Source organism: Arenimonas terrae, from assembly GCF_006265115.1.
In the GTDB taxonomy this organism is placed as follows: domain Bacteria; phylum Pseudomonadota; class Gammaproteobacteria; order Xanthomonadales; family Xanthomonadaceae; genus Arenimonas; species Arenimonas terrae.
Map to the genome: position 1 here is coordinate 37,953 of NZ_SMDR01000005.1, position 14,487 is coordinate 52,439.

12 protein-coding genes are annotated in these 14,487 nt (G+C 71.5%); 6 read left to right on the top strand and 6 right to left on the bottom strand.

Features of this window, described 5'->3' with window-relative positions; genetic code table 11:
* Positions 1 to 241 precede the first annotated feature (241 nt).
* The 3 genes from E1B00_RS14855 (at position 242) to E1B00_RS14865 (ending at position 3,231) form a co-directional block, all read left to right on the top strand.
* On the top strand, positions 242 to 862 hold the full coding sequence (locus tag E1B00_RS14855; RefSeq protein ID WP_139450244.1) for a BON domain-containing protein: 621 nt from the start codon (positions 242 to 244) through the stop codon (positions 860 to 862).
* Between the two features lie 148 nt (positions 863 to 1,010).
* A complete protein-coding gene (locus tag E1B00_RS14860; RefSeq protein WP_139450246.1) occupies positions 1,011 to 2,420 on the top strand; it encodes a M64 family metallopeptidase in 1,410 nt (469 codons plus the stop codon).
* A 193-nt stretch (positions 2,421 to 2,613) separates the two neighbouring features.
* Positions 2,614 to 3,231 carry a BON domain-containing protein gene (locus tag E1B00_RS14865; RefSeq protein ID WP_176693286.1) on the top strand — a complete coding sequence of 206 codons (618 nt, stop codon included), beginning with the start codon at positions 2,614 to 2,616 and terminating at the stop codon, positions 3,229 to 3,231.
* Positions 3,232 to 3,310: 79 nt separating this feature from the next.
* Here the strand turns inward: E1B00_RS14865 and E1B00_RS14870 are convergent, their stop codons facing one another.
* Complete coding sequence (locus tag E1B00_RS14870; protein WP_139450250.1) at positions 3,311 to 3,862, bottom strand: phosphoribosyltransferase family protein; 552 nt, start codon at positions 3,860 to 3,862, stop codon at positions 3,311 to 3,313.
* A 177-nt stretch (positions 3,863 to 4,039) separates the two neighbouring features.
* On the opposite strand from E1B00_RS14870, the gene E1B00_RS14875 reads away from it, so the two are divergent.
* A complete protein-coding gene (locus E1B00_RS14875; protein WP_139450251.1) occupies positions 4,040 to 4,549 on the top strand; it encodes a hypothetical protein in 510 nt (169 codons plus the stop codon).
* A 99-nt stretch (positions 4,550 to 4,648) separates the two neighbouring features.
* Positions 4,649 to 6,322 carry an endonuclease gene (locus tag E1B00_RS14880; RefSeq protein ID WP_139450253.1) on the top strand — a complete coding sequence of 558 codons (1,674 nt, stop codon included), beginning with the start codon at positions 4,649 to 4,651 and terminating at the stop codon, positions 6,320 to 6,322.
* 57 nt (positions 6,323 to 6,379) lie between these two features.
* Here the strand turns inward: E1B00_RS14880 and E1B00_RS14885 are convergent, their stop codons facing one another.
* From E1B00_RS14885 to E1B00_RS14895, 3 genes are all read right to left on the bottom strand, one after another.
* Positions 6,380 to 7,507, bottom strand: a complete 1,128-nt coding sequence (locus tag E1B00_RS14885; RefSeq protein ID WP_139450255.1) for a DNA alkylation repair protein — start codon at positions 7,505 to 7,507, stop codon at positions 6,380 to 6,382.
* Between the two features lie 28 nt (positions 7,508 to 7,535).
* On the bottom strand, positions 7,536 to 8,306 hold the full coding sequence (locus E1B00_RS14890) for a ribonuclease H-like domain-containing protein (protein WP_425456524.1): 771 nt from the start codon (positions 8,304 to 8,306) through the stop codon (positions 7,536 to 7,538).
* A 224-nt stretch (positions 8,307 to 8,530) separates the two neighbouring features.
* Positions 8,531 to 10,978, bottom strand: coding sequence for a DEAD/DEAH box helicase (locus E1B00_RS14895; protein WP_139450259.1), 2,448 nt, complete (start codon positions 10,976 to 10,978; stop codon positions 8,531 to 8,533).
* A 108-nt stretch (positions 10,979 to 11,086) separates the two neighbouring features.
* On the opposite strand from E1B00_RS14895, the gene E1B00_RS14900 reads away from it, so the two are divergent.
* Positions 11,087 to 11,617, top strand: coding sequence for an ECF-type sigma factor (locus E1B00_RS14900; RefSeq protein WP_139450261.1), 531 nt, complete (start codon positions 11,087 to 11,089; stop codon positions 11,615 to 11,617).
* Here E1B00_RS14900 and E1B00_RS14905 read toward each other — a convergent pair.
* Complete coding sequence (locus E1B00_RS14905; RefSeq protein WP_139450263.1) at positions 11,601 to 14,075, bottom strand: serine/threonine-protein kinase; 2,475 nt, start codon at positions 14,073 to 14,075, stop codon at positions 11,601 to 11,603. The two genes, E1B00_RS14900 and E1B00_RS14905, sit on opposite strands and share 17 nt — an antisense overlap.
* Positions 14,076 to 14,130: 55 nt before the next feature.
* Positions 14,131 to 14,484: an I78 family peptidase inhibitor gene (locus tag E1B00_RS14910; RefSeq protein WP_139450264.1), complete on the bottom strand. Its 354-nt coding sequence runs from the start codon at positions 14,482 to 14,484 to the stop codon at positions 14,131 to 14,133.
* Positions 14,485 to 14,487 lie beyond the last annotated feature (3 nt).

The following is a 14,487-nucleotide window of genomic DNA, read 5'->3' on the forward strand; positions in this document are numbered from 1 at the left end:
TGCCGCTCCGCCCGGAAGCGGGGTTGCCAGGCCGTTCAGGTTTCTGAAACCCGCGCCCTGCTTGGTTCTGCGGGCGATTTCGCCAGGCCGCTAACGGATTTCAAACAAGCGCTTCAGGATTCGTTGCGCTGGGCGGGGCCAACCTCGCCCCACGCTTCACGGGCCGTGCTGATGGGAATCGAATCCCGCCCGGAGCCAGGCCGCGAGGCCGACCCCCCAAACGTTCGCAAGGAGAAACCCCATGAACGCGATGAAGACTTCCCTGCTCGCCACCGCCCTGTGCCTTGGCCTGGGCGCCTCCCCGGTCTTCGCCGAAGACACCGCGGCCCCGGAACGCACCGCGGCCCAGGCGATCGATGACGCCGCCATCACCGCGTCGATCAAGACCAAGCTGCTCGCCGACGAGCGCACCAAGGGTTTCGACATCAACGTCGACACCATGAAGGGCGTGGTCACCCTGCGCGGTGGCGCCGACAGCCAGGCCGCCAAGCAGGCCGCCCAGGAAGTGGCCGGGCAGGCCGAGGGCGTGGTGCTGATCAAGAACGAGCTGGTCGTCGCCCCCGACGACAGCGAGGCCCGCCAGGACGCCGACACCGCCACCGCCTCGGGCGAGGTGCGCGAGAAGCTGGACGAAGCCGGCGACGGCATCGACGACGCCTGGATCACCAGCAAGGTGAAGACCCAGCTGCTGGCCGACGCCGCGGTGAAGGGCACGCAGATCGACGTCGACACCAAGGCCAACGTGGTCACGCTCACCGGCACCGCCGAGAGCCAGGCCGCCAAGGACGCCGCGATCCGCATCGCGGCCGGCACCAACGGCGTGCAGAAGGTCGTCGCCGACCAGCTGCTGGTGAAGCAGTAAGCGCCCGCACCGTCCGGTGGACTGACCGGACGGCGCACCGCGCCAATCCACGTCAGAGTGGACAGCGGCGGCCGGACCTTCGGGTCCGGCCGTTTCTGTTTGTGCCGGCCGTGCGAGACTCGCCCCCAGTCCGCGCACGGAGACCGCCATGACCTGCCACCGGATCCTGTTCGCCCTGGCCTGCCTGTGGTCGGGCCTGGGCTCCGCCCAGTCCGCCACGCTGCGCGTGGACCTACAGCACGGCGGCGACGCCCGCAGCGAGCACTACGCGATCGAGCGCGTGGTGGTGGAGCCGCTGCCCTGGCCCGGCAATCCCGCCCGCCCGATCGACGACAGCAACCGCGGCACGCACCGCTTCGAAGTGATCGATCCCGGCACCGGCAAGCTCATCTACTCGCGGGGCTACAGCACGATCTTCGGCGAATGGCGCGGCACCGACGAAGCCGCCAGGACCGAGCGCAGCTTCCAGGAATCCCTGCGCTTCCCGATGCCCGAGGCCACGGTGACGGTGCGCATCTCGGCGCGCGACGCCGCCAACGCCTTCGCGCCGGTGTGGGAAACCACGGTGGACCCGAAGGCGCTCGACGTCGAACGGGTCGCCGCGCCGGCGCCGGCGGCGCCGATCGCCATCCACCGCAGCGGCCCTTCGCCGCAGAAGGTGGACCTGCTGCTGCTTGGCGACGGTTACGCGGCCGACGAGCTGGAGAAGTTCGAGGCCGATGCGCGCCGCCTGGTCGCCTACCTGTTCACGGTGTCGCCGTTCAAGGAGCGCGCCGGCGACTTCAACGTCTGGGCGCTGACCGTGCCGGTGCCGGTCTCGGGCGTCAGCCGCCCGTCCACCGATACCCACCGCGCCAGCACCCTGGGCGTGCGCTACGACATCTTCGGCAGCGAGCGTTATGCGCTCACGCTCGACAACCGCGCCTGGCGCGAACTGGCCCAGCACGCGCCCTACGACGTGGTGCAGATCCTGTTCAACAGCGAGACGTATGGCGGCGGCGGCATCTTCGGCATTTTCAGCACGGTGGCCGCCGACAGCGACTGGGCGAACTACCTGTTCGTGCACGAGTTCGGCCACAACTTCGCCGGCCTGGCGGACGAGTACTACACCTCGCCGGTGGCCTATGCCGCCGCACCGGCGACCCGGGTCGAGCCCTGGGAACCGAACGTCACCGCCCTGCTCGACCCGGCGCAGCTGAAATGGCGCGAGCGCATGACGCCCGCCGCGCCCCTGCCCACGCCCTGGCCGAAGACCGACTTCGAGGCCTTCCAGCGCGAGAACCAGGCCCGGCGCGCCAAACTGCGCGCCGACCGGCGTCCGGAAAGCGAGATGAGCGCGCTGTTCACCGCCGAGCAGGCGCACGTGGAGGGCCTGTTCGAAGGCCAGCCGCAGGCCGCGGCGATCGGCGCCTTCGAGGGCGCCAACTATGAGGCCACCGGCTACTACCGGCCGCAGATGCAGTGCCTGATGTTCACCCGCAGCGAGGCCTTCTGCCACGTCTGCCGGGACGCGGTGGAAGACATCATCGACCTGTATTCGCGCGACGCGCGGCCCTGAGCGCCCCGCCGAGGCCGCCGACGCCGTTCGTGCGCCAGCGCACATAGCCGCGCCGCGCTTCATGCTGCGTTGGGTCGCCGGCGCGCAGCCTCCGGTCAGGCGTGACGCTCCGTGGGTACCTCCGGCTCCGTCGCCACCAGGCCGTCCGGCCGCGCGCTGCCCCGCAGCGATCCGCTTCCTCCAAGGAATCCCCATGAAGATCCTCACCCGCACGCTGCTCGCGTTCGCCATCGCCGCCAGCCTGGGCGCGTGCATGAACACCGACGACAATGCCGGCGCCAAGCGCAACCTCGCCACCACGCTCGACGACGCCAGCATCACCGCTTCGGTCAAATCCATGTTGCTCGCCGACGAGCGCACCAAGGGCTTCGACATCAACGTCAATACCAGCCAGGGCCTGGTGACCCTGCGCGGCGGCGCCGACAGCCAGGCCGCCAAGCGCGCGGCCAGTCTGGTCGCCGGCAGCGCCGACGGCGTGCGCCGCGTCGACAACCGCCTGGTGGTCGCCACCGACGACAGCGAGCGCCGCCAGGATGCCGACACCGCGACCGCCTCGGGCGACGTACGCGAAGCGATGGACGAATCGGGCGACGGCATCGACGACGCCTGGATCACCAGCAAGGTCAAGGCCCAGCTGCTGGCCGACACATCGGTCGCCGGCATGAAGATCGACGTGGATACCAACGCGAACGTGGTCACCCTCACCGGCACCACCGGCACCTCCACCGCGCGCCTGGCTGCGATCCGCATCGCCGCCGCCACCCGCGGCGTGCTGCGCGTGGAAGCCGACGGCCTGCGCGTCGTCCGCTGACCGTTTCCCGGCGCGCTTGTTCGCCGGTCACGGCCGGGCCTTCGGGCCCGGCCGTTTTCATTCCGGTCCCGCGGCGGCGTCAGGGTGCGGCGCCCGCTCCCGGCCGCCACAGGTCCACCGCGAACTCGGCCTCGTAGGGCGGCACGTTGCACTCGATCACGTCGTCGGGCGCGATCTTCAGCGTCACGCCGACGATGTCGGCGCGCACCGGCAGCTTGTGCCGCTGGCGGTCGACCAGCACGGCGGCATGCACATACGCGGGCTTCTGGGTGTTGAGCCATTCGAACACCCGGAACAGCGAATGGCCCTGGTAGAGCACGTCGTCCACCACGATCACCCGGCGGCCGATCAGGTTGGCGTTGGCGGGCGCCTCCAGCGCCGTGTCCGGGTGCAGCAGCTCGAGGTTGTCGGCGTAGCGCTTGACCTTCAGGTCCAGGCGCGCGATCTCGGCCCAGGGTGCGTGCACGCGCATCCGCGCCAGCATCCGGTCGGCCAGCGGCACGCCGCGGCGCAGCATGCCCAGCAGCACCGTCGGCGTGGCGTCGAGCAGGGTCGCGGCCTGGCGCGCCATGTCGTCCACCACGGTCTGCAGGTCGGCGTCCGAGTACAGGCGGTAGCGGTCGGCGGGCATGGGCGGTCTCCGGTGGGCGGGACCTAGCCTAGCCGAGAGACGATGTGCCGGGCATGGCGCGTCGCGGCAAGCGGCGTGGCGTGGGGCGCGGGTCCGGCAGGCTGCAGCCCCGTTCCGCCGCGCCGGCCGTTGTTATATTCCGGACCGAGCCCGCCGCCACCCGACCCCGGAGTTCCCATGCGCCTGCTGCTGCTGTTCGCCCTGGCCACCTCGCTCGCGCTGCCGGTGCGCGCCGCGATCAATCCCGCCGAGTTCACCCGCAACGTGCCCGACCAGATGCGCGTGCGCGAGACCAGCCGCATCGTGCAGGTCCTCGACATCAACGGTGACCGCGTGCGTCGTGTGACCCTGGTGGGCGAAGTGGTCGAGCAGCGCAACGCCTCGCAGCCGCGCATCGGCCAGACGGTGGTGATCGACTACACGGTGAACCTGAGCGAAGTCGAACGCCGCGCCAAGGCCTTCAGCGAAGAGCGCGGCACCATGCCGGGCCCGCAGTTCATGTACGAGCCCGAGCCGCCCACGCTCGACGCCGATGGCATGTTCTGGGCCAATGTCGCGCCGGCGGGCGGCCGCTGGGGCAATGTGAACCGTGAAGCCGGCGCGGTGGCGGACATCGACGGCTACCAGGCCGGTGGCGCGGTCTACGTGCCGGTGTCGGGGCAGTATTCCTTCGACACGCCCTACTGAGCCGCGGAGCGGCTTGCTGCGGCGCAAGAGTGACGGCCGTCACATTGCGGTAAGGTGCCCCGGGGAAAATTCCTACCGTCCTCTGGGGAGAAGACGTACATGACCACCCTGTTCCGTGGGCTTGCGCCCGCGCTGCTGATGTTTTGCCCGGGCCTGGCCAGCGCCGGCGTCTGGATCAACGAAATCCACTACGACAACGCCGGCACCGACACCGGCGAACGCATCGAGGTCGCCGGCGACGCCGGCAGCTCGCTGGCCGGCTGGTCGCTGCACCTCTACAACGGCGCCGACCGCAAGGTGTACGCCACCCGCACGCTCTCGGGCACCCTGGGCAGCACCTGCGGCGCCTACGGCTTCGTCAGCGTCGACGCCGCCGGCCTGCAGAACGGCGCGCCGGATGGCGTGGCCCTGGTCAACGCCTCCGGCGTGGCCGTGCAGTTCCTCAGCTACGAAGGCAGCTTCAAGGCGGCCGACGGCCCGGCGCGCAACAAGACCTCGGTGAACCTGCCGGTGTCGGAAACCGAAGCCACCGCGGTCGGGCACTCGCTGCAGCTCAAGGGCACGGGCACGGCCTATGCGAACTTCACCTGGTCGGCGGCCTCGGCCAGCAGCTTCGGCACCTGCAATGCCGGCCAGACGTTCCCGGTGCCCGACCTGGCGCCGACGGTCACGGCCAGTTCGCCGGCCAACGGCAGTTCGGCGGTACCGCTGGACACGAACCTGAGCGTGACCTTCTCGGAGCCGGTCAGCCTCGCCGCCGGCGCCATCACCCTGGGCTGCGACACCAGCGGCAATGTCGCATTGACGGTGAGCGGCGGCCCGACGGTGTTCACCGCCGATCCGACGTCGAACCTGGCCGGGCTGGAGGACTGCCTGGTCGAGGTGGTGGCTGCGAAGGTCACCGACCTCGACGGGGCCGCGACGCCGATGGCGGCGAACTACAGCACGGTGTTCACCACGGCCTCGGTGCCGGGCGGCGACTACTACGGCACGGCCGACGACAGCAGCGCGTCCGCGCTGCGCGCCAGCCTGCACGCGATCATCGACGACCACGTCAAGATCCCGTATTCGTCCAGCACCGCCACCGACACCTGGGACGTGCTCGAGTTCGCCGACGAGGACCCGAACAACCCGGGCCGCATCCTCGATGTGTACCGCAACGCCAGCTACCAGAAATACGGCGCCGGCAACACCGAATACAACCGCGAGCACACCTGGCCCAAGAGCTACGGCTTCACCAACGACGGCAGCGGCAACTACCCGTACACCGACACCCACATGCTGTTCCTGTCGGATTCGGGCTACAACAGCTCGCGCGGCAACAAGCCCTATGCCGATTGCCTGGCCGGCTGCACCGAGCGGGTGACCGTCGCCAACAACGGCGAGGGCGGCGGCAGCGGCGTGTTCCCGGGCAATTCGAACTGGTACGACACGCTGAACTGGCAGACCTGGGGCGACCGCAAGGGCGACGTCGCGCGCGCGGTGCTGTACATGGACGTGCGCTACGCCGGCGGCACCCACGGCGTCACCGGCGTGGCCGAGCCGGACCTGGTGCTCACCGACGACCCGGGCCTGATCAACGCCTCCAGCAGCAACCTCAACGTCGCCTACATGGGCCTGCTGTCGGACCTGCTGCAGTGGCATGCCGAAGACCCGGTCGACGACAAGGAGCGCCTGCGCAACGAGGCCGTCTTCAGCTACCAGGGCAACCGCAATCCCTTCATCGACCATCCGGAGTGGGTGGCCTGCGTGTTCCAGGGCCAGTGCCCCTGAGCGACGCGCCGACGAGGGCGTGACCCCGACCCCTCCCCGCGCCGCGGGGAGGGGTTTTCATCTGCGCAGCACGAAGCTGGCCGAGGCGACGACCTTGCCGTTCGCCTGCACGTCCACGCGGTGCTCGCCCGGGTAATAGACGCGGGTGGTGATGGGCTTGAGCGAATGGGTCTTCGCCAGCGCACGGGTCTCGCGCGGCGCCAGCGTGAGCTGCCAGCCCTTGAAGACCTTGGGCGAGGTGCTGCCGTTGGCCTTGACGTGGTGCACCACGTAGTCGATCGCAAGCAGCTGCGGCTTCGCGCTAGTGGACACCAGGGTGAGCTGCAGCGCGACCGCGCCGCCGACCGCGACGCGCCGCGGCGTGATCGCCAGCGTTGCCTCGCCGCGGAAGGGGGCGCCCAGGCCCCAGGCGGCCAGCACGCGGCCATCGCCTTTTTTCACCAGGGTGCGGCTGGCGTGTTTCAGCAGTGCGCGCCGCTCCGGTGTCGCGTCGGGCAGATGGGTTTCCAGCCAGTCCGCGACCACGCCGGGATGGTCCTTGGCGATGTCGTTGAGATGGTTGGCGACGCTGCGCCGCACGTACTCGCTGCCGTCGTCCTGCAGCGCGCGCAGCAGCGGCAGCGTCGGCGTGGGGTCGGTGATCAGCGCCTTGATCTGCAGGCCCCAGGGCAGGCGCGGCCGACTGCCTTCGCTGACCAGGCGGCGCACGTGCGCGCTGCGGTCGCCGGTCCAGCCCGACAGCGTGCGCAGCGTCAGGTCGAAGTGGTTCACCAGATAGGGCCGGATCGCGAACTCGCCGGTGAAGCGCTGGGTCAGGGCATGCAGGGCGCGCAGGCCGCGTTCGGGCTCGGCCTGGCCGCGGCGGGCGAGGAATTCGCCCAGCGGCCAGCCGATCCAGCCGGCCAGGCCGGTCTCGGTGCTGCGGAAGTCGAGCGAATCGCCGGTGGCGGCCGGCGCGAGCGCCGATTCGATCAGGCCGGCGGCGCGGTCGAAGTCCTCCGGCAGCGTGGCCTCGAGCGCGTCGGCGATCTGCATCGCCCGCGCCTTCATCTCCAGGTCCGCCAGGCCGCGCAGCGCGAGGCGCTCGAAGCCACGGCGGTCGAAGTCGCGCCAGCGGCGCTGCAGATGCTCGCCGCAGGCGCGCACCAGCGCGGGATTGATCAGATTCTTGAAAGCGTCGGCCATGTCGTGCGCGTCGTTGGCGGGTGCACGATCATCTCCCGGGCGTGGCCAGCACCGCCAGCAGGTCCATTAGACTGCGCACGTCGGTGTGGTTGTGGGCGAGCACGCGGCGCAGGTCGGTGGCGGCGCCGCCCTGAAGGTAGTCGCGCCAGGCGCGCGGCGCCTCGCTGCCGGGCAGGTCATCTTCGCGCAGCACCTGCAGCAGCCGGCGCTCGACCGTGCCCAGGCGGCAGTTCTCCCACTGGCCGCGGTAGCGGCGGCGCACCGGATGCAGCAGGTCCAGGTGCGCCAGCGGCGCGATCGGGCAGGGCAGGCGCGCCAGCCGGTAGCGGGTCTTGAGCAGGGGCGCGTCGTAGCTGCGGCCGTTGTAGCTCACCAGCACCGTGCGCGGCGTCAGCCAGTCCGCGAAACAGTTCAGCATCGCCTCTTCGGCCGCCATCGTCGTGGTCAGCAGCTGGCGGATGCGCAGCTGGCCGTCGACGACGTCGGAGGCGCCGATCATGAAGGCGCGGGTGCCGGTGCCGCCGGCCAGGCCGGTGGTTTCGGTGTCGAAGCAGAGCAGGTCGTCGCGGGCGACGGCGCCGAAGTCCTTCGCGAACGAGGCGTCCACCGACGGCGGCAGCGGCGGCGCGTCGTGGCGCGATTCGAGGTAGCGCAGGCCGGGCGCGATCTCGTCGCCGGGCAGGTGGCGGTCGCCGGAAGCGGGTGCGCGGGACGGCGGCGCCTGCAGTCCCCGGACGCGCGGGGGAACCGCGGGTCGGTCCGGCGTCGTGCCGTCTTCCGGGGCAAACGTCGCGATCATGCCGCGCGACGGAACGGCCCGCGCGCGCAGGCCGAGCAGGCGGCGGATGTGTTCGGGGACTTCCTGGCGAAGGGCGGCCCCTCTTCCCAGCCCCTCTTCCGCAAGGAGAGAGGGGCCCAGGGATTCGCCCTCTCCCCCGGCCGCCGAAGGCCGGGAAGAGCGATCCGCACCCGCCGCAACGCCCACTTCCCGCCGCAGCACCCGCAGGCGTTCCGCCAGTGCGTTCATGCCGAAACCAGCAGCTCGAACACCCGCAGCGCCAGCGCACGCGGCGTGTCGGCGCCGCGCGCCTCGTCGCCGGCCAGTACCGGCCCGACGCAGGCCGGGCAGCCGGCGCGGCAGTCGCAGGCGGCGACCAGGTCGCGCGCGTGCCGCACCAGTTCGCCCTGCCGTCGCCACAGCGGTTCGCTGAGGCCGACGCCGCCGGGATAGTTGTCGTACAGATACACCGTCGGCGTGAAGCGCTCGACCGCGCCGGCGTCCGCCAGCGAACCGTCGGCGCCGCGCAGCAGGCCGCGGCCACGGCCGTCGCCCTGCGCGAACCAGGCGCCGTCGCCATTGCCCACTGCCTTCTGCAGGTCGCGGCCCTCGGCCATCACCGCCAGCGTGGCGACCACGTGCAGCGCGTGCGCAGCGCCGAGGAAGGCGTCGAGCGCCTGCTGGCGCGAGGCGAACGCGCGCTCCAGCGCCGGCTGCGGCAGCTGCCACCACAGCGCCGTGGTGTGCAGCTCCTGGTCGGGCAGGTTCACCGGGCCGTAGCCGATGTTTTCGTGCGTGTAGTAGCGGATCTTCTTGTAGCCGGGCACGCGCCGCACCACGTGCACCTCGCCGTGCTGGGCGCTGCCGTCGCCGGCGCGCACGCCGTCGAAGCGCTCGAGCACCTTGAGCTTGGTGTAGTCGATGGCGTCGGTGTAGTAGTCGACGTGGGTGCGGGTGACGTAGGCCTTGCGCCCGTCCCAGTCCAGCCGTTCGACCTGGTAGGGCGTGGACTGGATCATGTGGATCGCACCCTCGTACAGCGTCAGCGGCGCGGAGGAAAAATCGACCTCGGCGATGATCTTCTGCTGGCCGTCGCTGCGGTCAACCACCACGAAGTTGCCGTCGGCGACCGAGCGCAGCGACACCGCATTGGCCGGGTAGCTGTCGGCGATCCAGTCCCAGCGCTCGCCTTCGCCGTGCACCACGCCGGATTCGGCCAGCACTTCCAGCCAGGGCTGCGGGTCGACCGGCCCGTAGGTGTCGCCCACGACGAAGGGCAGCTCGAAGGCGGCGCAGCGCAGGTGGTCGAGCAGGATCAGCGGCTGGTCGGGCGCGATGCGCGCGTGCTCGGGGCTGGCGCCGGCGAAAAAATCCGGATGCCGCACCAGGTACTGGTCGAGCGGATCGGAGCTGGCCACCAGCACGCCCAGCGAGGGCTTCTGGCGCCGCCCGGCGCGGCCGATGCGCTGCCACGCGGCCGCGACCGAGCCCGGGTAGCCGTTGAGCACGACGACGTCGAGCGCGCCGATGTCCACGCCCAGCTCCAGCGCCGAGGTGCTGACGATGCCGTCCACGGCGCCGGCGCGCATGGCGCGTTCGGCCTCGCGGCGTTCGCCCGGCAGGTAGCCGCCGCGGTAGGCGCGGATGCGCGCCGGCTTGCGCGGGTCGTGGTCGAACACGTCCTTGAGGTACTTGGTCAGCACCTCGACCATGGTGCGCGACTGCGCGAACACCAGGGTCTTGAGCCCGGCCTTGATCGCCAGCCGGGCGATGCGGTTGGACTGCGAACGCGCCGAGGCGCGCAGCCCGAGGTCCGGGTTCACCACCGGCGGATTCCACAGCAGCACGTGTTTTTCGCCGGTGGGTGCGCCCGATTCGGTGATCGCGCGCACGGAGTGCTCCAGCAGAGCCTCCGCATGCTGCTTCGGGTTGCCGATGGTGGCCGAGCACAGGATGAACTGCGGGCTCGCGCCGTAGAAGGCGCAGACGCGCTTGAGCCTGCGGATCACGTTGGCCACGTGCGAGCCGAACACGCCGCGGTAGCTGTGCACCTCGTCGATGACGACGTAGCGCAGGTTCTCGAAGAACTGCGCCCACTTGGTGTGATGCGGCAGGATGGCCTGGTGCAGCATGTCCGGGTTGGACACCACCAGGTCGGCATGCAGGCGGATCGCCGCACGCGCATCGCCCGGCGTGTCGCCGTCGAAGGTGTGGCAGCGCAGGCCCAGGCCGCCGGCGCGGTTGAGTTCCAGCAGCTCGGCCACCTGGTCCTGGGCCAGGGCCTTGGTCGGGAACAGGAACAGCGCCTTGGCCTGCGCCTGCATCGCGCCCGTGACCACCGGCAGCGTGTAGCACAGGCTCTTTCCGGACGCCGTGGGCGTGACCACGACCAGGTGCTCGCCGGCGCGCGCTGCGTCCCAGGCTTCGGCCTGGTGGCTGTAGAGCTGCGACACGCCGCGCGCGCGCAGGGCCGCGGCCAGGGCCGGCGGCAGGTCGTCGGGCAGCGGCGCGTAGCGGCCTTCGCGCGCCGGGATCACCACGTGGCCGGTGATGCGGTCGCCGTACTTGGCCTGCAGCCGGGCCGCGAGCTGGCGGCTGTCGCGCGCCAACGCGGCGCCCGGTGCGTCGGCGGGCGCCGCGGGATCGAGCGCGAGCACCCGGGCGTCGAGGCGGGCGAGGGAGGCGGCGGGCATGGGCGGGACCGGGCGGGGACTGTCCTGCTGTTTAGGCCGCTTTCGTCTCAAAACATGAGACCGGACCGGAAAAATGCGGTCCCGCGCAACTTGGGACACAATGCCGCCATGACCGAAGACGCGACCCCCCGCCGCGAAACGTCCCGCGAGCTCGTGCAGGCCCTGTACGCCGAGCTCAAGCAGGTCGCCAGCCGCGAACGCTGGCGCCTGGGCAACGCGCCGACCCTGCAGACCACGGCCCTGATCAGCGAGACCTACCTGAAGCTGCACAAGGTCGAAGGCTGGAACGACCGCGAGCATTTCCTGCGCGCCGCCGCCGTGGCCATGCGCCAGGTGCTGGTGGACGCGGCGCGCGAGCGTTTCGCGCTCAAGCGCGGGGGCGGCCTGATGCCCGACACGCTGTCGGCGGCCGAACGTGTCGCCATCGAATCCGACGACGAGATCCTGCACGTCAACGAAGCGCTCGAGCGCCTGCAGGAACTCGACCCGCGCCTGGCCGAAGTGGTCGAGTGCCGCTTCTTCGCCGGCTACAGCGACGCCGAGACCGCGCAGGCCCTGGACATCAGCGAACGCACCGTGCGCCGCGACTGGCTCAAGGCCAAGGCCTGGCTGTTCACCGAACTCAACCCGGTGTCGTGACGCCCGCGCCCGGGCGCGCCGCCGCGTCCAGTTCGCCGCGCAGCCGCTGCACCTCCGCCTGGTAGGGCGCGCCCGCCGGGCCCAGCGCCTCGAACTTCGCGGCCATCGCCTCCGCCAGCGCCCGCGCACCCGGCAGGTCGCCGCGGGCCAGCCGCAGCCGCGCCTCGAGGCCATCGCAGAGCGCGTAGAGCACATGCTGTTCGCCCGAATGCGCCCGCGCGGCGGTGCGCGCTTCGGCCAGCTGCGCCTCGGCGGCATCGAGCTGTCCGAGGCGGATCCGGGTCTCCACCAGTCCCTGCAGCGTCGACACGGTAAGCGGGCTCTGGCCGCCGGTGAACTCGCGCGACATCGCCAGCGCTTCCTCCAGCAGCGGCAGCGCCTCGTCGGCGCGGCCGGAGCGCAGCACGATCTTGCCGAGGTTGGCCTGCATCGCCGCCAGTGCGGCCGACGGTCCGTACAGTTCGCGGCGAAGGCCGGCGGCCTGCCGCAGCCGCTGTTCGGCCGAGGCCAGGTCGTTCTTGCGGAACGCCACGGTGGCCCAGTTTCCCAGCGTCAGCAGGGCGCCCGCGGACGCGCGCTGGCCGGCGGCGCCCCAGGCCTCCCAGGCGTCCTTGAACGCGGCGTCGGCCGGTTCGATCTCGCCCTGGTGCAGCAGCGCGATCGCCAGGCTGTTGAGCACGCCGGCGGTGTTGGCGTGGGCGCGGCCGTAGTGGTCGTCGTGTTCGGCCAGCGCGGCGCGCAGGGTCGCGATGGCGGTCGGCAGGCCGCTTTCCTCGCGCTCGACCTGGGCTTGCAGCAGACGGCTGCCGAGCAGGGAGACGCGGTGCCGGCCGGGGTCGGTGTTCCAGTAGGCCTGGGCGGCATCGAGCAGGCGCCGGGCTTCGGCGGTGTCGCCGCGGCGCAGTTCGACCTCGGCCAGCTGCAGCGAGATCTCGGCGCGCTGGTCCGGCGCGGCCTGGGCTTCGGGTGTGGCCAGGAACTCGCGCAGCAGCGGTGCGGCGCCCTCGTAGTCGTTCATGTAGCCGTACAGCGCGCCCAGGGTTTCCAGCAGTTCGGCGCGCGTCTGCGGCTGGTCGCGGTACTGGTCGGCCAGGCGCCTGGCGCTGTCGTCGAGCACCTGTTTGGCGGTGAGCGGGCCGGCGCCGGCGTTTTCGCCGGCGGTGCGGAACATCAGCATCAGGTAGTTCTTCACCGCCTCGGCGCGGCGCATCTCGCGCTGCGCCTGGTCGCGCTCGCGCTCGGCCTCGCGCGCCTGCCAGGCCACGCCCACCAGGCCGGCCAGCAGGGGGATCATCACCGCGGCGCTCACCGCCACCGCCACCCGGTGCCGGCTGATGAACCGGCGCAGCCGGTAGCCGCGGGCATCGCCGCGCGCCAGCACCGGTTCGCGGCGCTGGTGCCGGGCGATGTCGTTCCACAGCTGCGAGGCGCTCTGGTAGCGCGCGGCGGGCTCGCGGCGCAGGGCCTTGAGCACGATCGCGTCCAGGTCGCCGAAGAGCTTGCGGCGCAGCACCGGGCCCTCGCGGGTGGCGGCCTCGCTGGGCGGCGGCGGGTCGGCCTCGAAGCGGCGCGCCAGCGTGGTCGGCAGCGCGGAGTCGCGCAGGCGCCAGGGCGAGGCGCCGACCAGCAGTTCGAACAGCAGCAGGCCGAGCGCGTAGACGTCGGTGGCCATGGTGATCGCGCCGCCCTCGATCTGTTCGGGCGCGGCGTAGTCGGGCGTCAGCAGGTGCAGGGTCTGGGCCGCACTGCCGCTCTCTTCCATCAGCCGGGCGATGCCGAAATCGAGCAGTTTCACGTGCCCGTCTTCGGTGACCAGGATGTTGGCGGGCTTGAGGTCGCGGTGCACCACCAGGTTGCGGTGGGCGAAGTCCACCGCGTTGCAGACCTCGTGGAAGAGCTGCAGGCGCGCGTCCAGGCCCAGGCGCTTCTCGCGCGCGTAGCTGAGGATGTCGAGGCCGTCGACGTATTCCATGGCCATGTAGGGCCGGCCGTCGGGCGCCAGGCCGCCGTCGATCAGGCGGGCGATGCCGGGGTGTTCGAGCGCGGCCAGGATGCGCCGCTCGTTGCCGAAGTGCGCCATCGCGCCGGCGGCTTCCGGGCGGATCAGCTTCAGCGCCACGTGCTGTTCGAAGTCGGCGCCGTGGCGCTGCGCCAGGTAGACCTCACCCATGCCGCCGCGGCCGATCAGCCTCTCGATGCGGAAGTCGCCGACGAGCTCGTCGGGCGAAAGCGAACTGTACGGGACCGGCGCGGGTTCGGCCGCCGCCGGCGCCGGGCGTTCCAGGAAATCCGGTTCGGCGTCCAGCGAATCGAACATGCGCCGCACCCGCCCGCGCGTCGCCTCGTCCACGTCGGCGCGGCGAAGCGCGCGCTCGCGGTCCTCGGGGTCGAGTTCGTGCAGCTTGTCGAACAGGGCGGCGACGGCCGCCCATTGCCCGGTGGTCTGGTCCCTGCTCATCGCGCGTGATTCCCCGGCCCAAGCCAGCCGGGACGATAACCCGGCGCGGGCCGGATCAGCCGCAGTGGGCGCGGGTGACCTTGTTGTCGGCGTCGACGTCGAGGTTCAGACGGTCCTCGCGGTAGTCCATGGTCACCGCCATGCCCGGCTTGATCACGCGCATGCGCTCGGCGCCGGACTGGATCCGGGCCTTGGCCACCAGGGCCTCGTCGGCGACCTGGCCGAGGGTCCACTGCACTTTGTCGGCGCTGCAGGTCATGGCGGGAGCCTCCGGGGCGGGGGATGCGGGCGTGGTGACGGGCGTTTCCGGGCCGGCGGCCGCGCCGGCATCGGCTTCGGAGGCGGGCGTGGCGCAGGCGCTCAGCAGCAGGGCGGCGAGCAGGGACAGGCTGGGGGGAAGGACACGCATCGG

Bases quoted from the DNA above. Each gene is read 5' to 3' on its own strand.
- E1B00_RS14855 (WP_139450244.1), top strand. From the start codon at position 242: ATGAACGCGATGAAGACTTCCCTGCTCGCCACCGCCCTGTGCCTTGGC.
- E1B00_RS14860 (WP_139450246.1), top strand. From the start codon at position 1,011: ATGACCTGCCACCGGATCCTGTTCGCCCTGGCCTGCCTGTGGTCGGGC.
- E1B00_RS14865 (WP_176693286.1), top strand. From the start codon at position 2,614: ATGAAGATCCTCACCCGCACGCTGCTCGCGTTCGCCATCGCCGCCAGC.
- E1B00_RS14870 (WP_139450250.1), bottom strand. From the start codon at position 3,862: ATGCCCGCCGACCGCTACCGCCTGTACTCGGACGCCGACCTGCAGACC.
- E1B00_RS14875 (WP_139450251.1), top strand. From the start codon at position 4,040: ATGCGCCTGCTGCTGCTGTTCGCCCTGGCCACCTCGCTCGCGCTGCCG.
- E1B00_RS14880 (WP_139450253.1), top strand. From the start codon at position 4,649: ATGACCACCCTGTTCCGTGGGCTTGCGCCCGCGCTGCTGATGTTTTGC.
- E1B00_RS14885 (WP_139450255.1), bottom strand. From the start codon at position 7,507: ATGGCCGACGCTTTCAAGAATCTGATCAATCCCGCGCTGGTGCGCGCC.
- E1B00_RS14890 (WP_425456524.1), bottom strand. From the start codon at position 8,306: ATGATCGCGACGTTTGCCCCGGAAGACGGCACGACGCCGGACCGACCC.
- E1B00_RS14895 (WP_139450259.1), bottom strand. From the start codon at position 10,978: ATGCCCGCCGCCTCCCTCGCCCGCCTCGACGCCCGGGTGCTCGCGCTC.
- E1B00_RS14900 (WP_139450261.1), top strand. From the start codon at position 11,087: ATGACCGAAGACGCGACCCCCCGCCGCGAAACGTCCCGCGAGCTCGTG.
- E1B00_RS14905 (WP_139450263.1), bottom strand. From the start codon at position 14,075: ATGAGCAGGGACCAGACCACCGGGCAATGGGCGGCCGTCGCCGCCCTG.
- E1B00_RS14910 (WP_139450264.1), bottom strand. From the start codon at position 14,484: ATGCGTGTCCTTCCCCCCAGCCTGTCCCTGCTCGCCGCCCTGCTGCTG.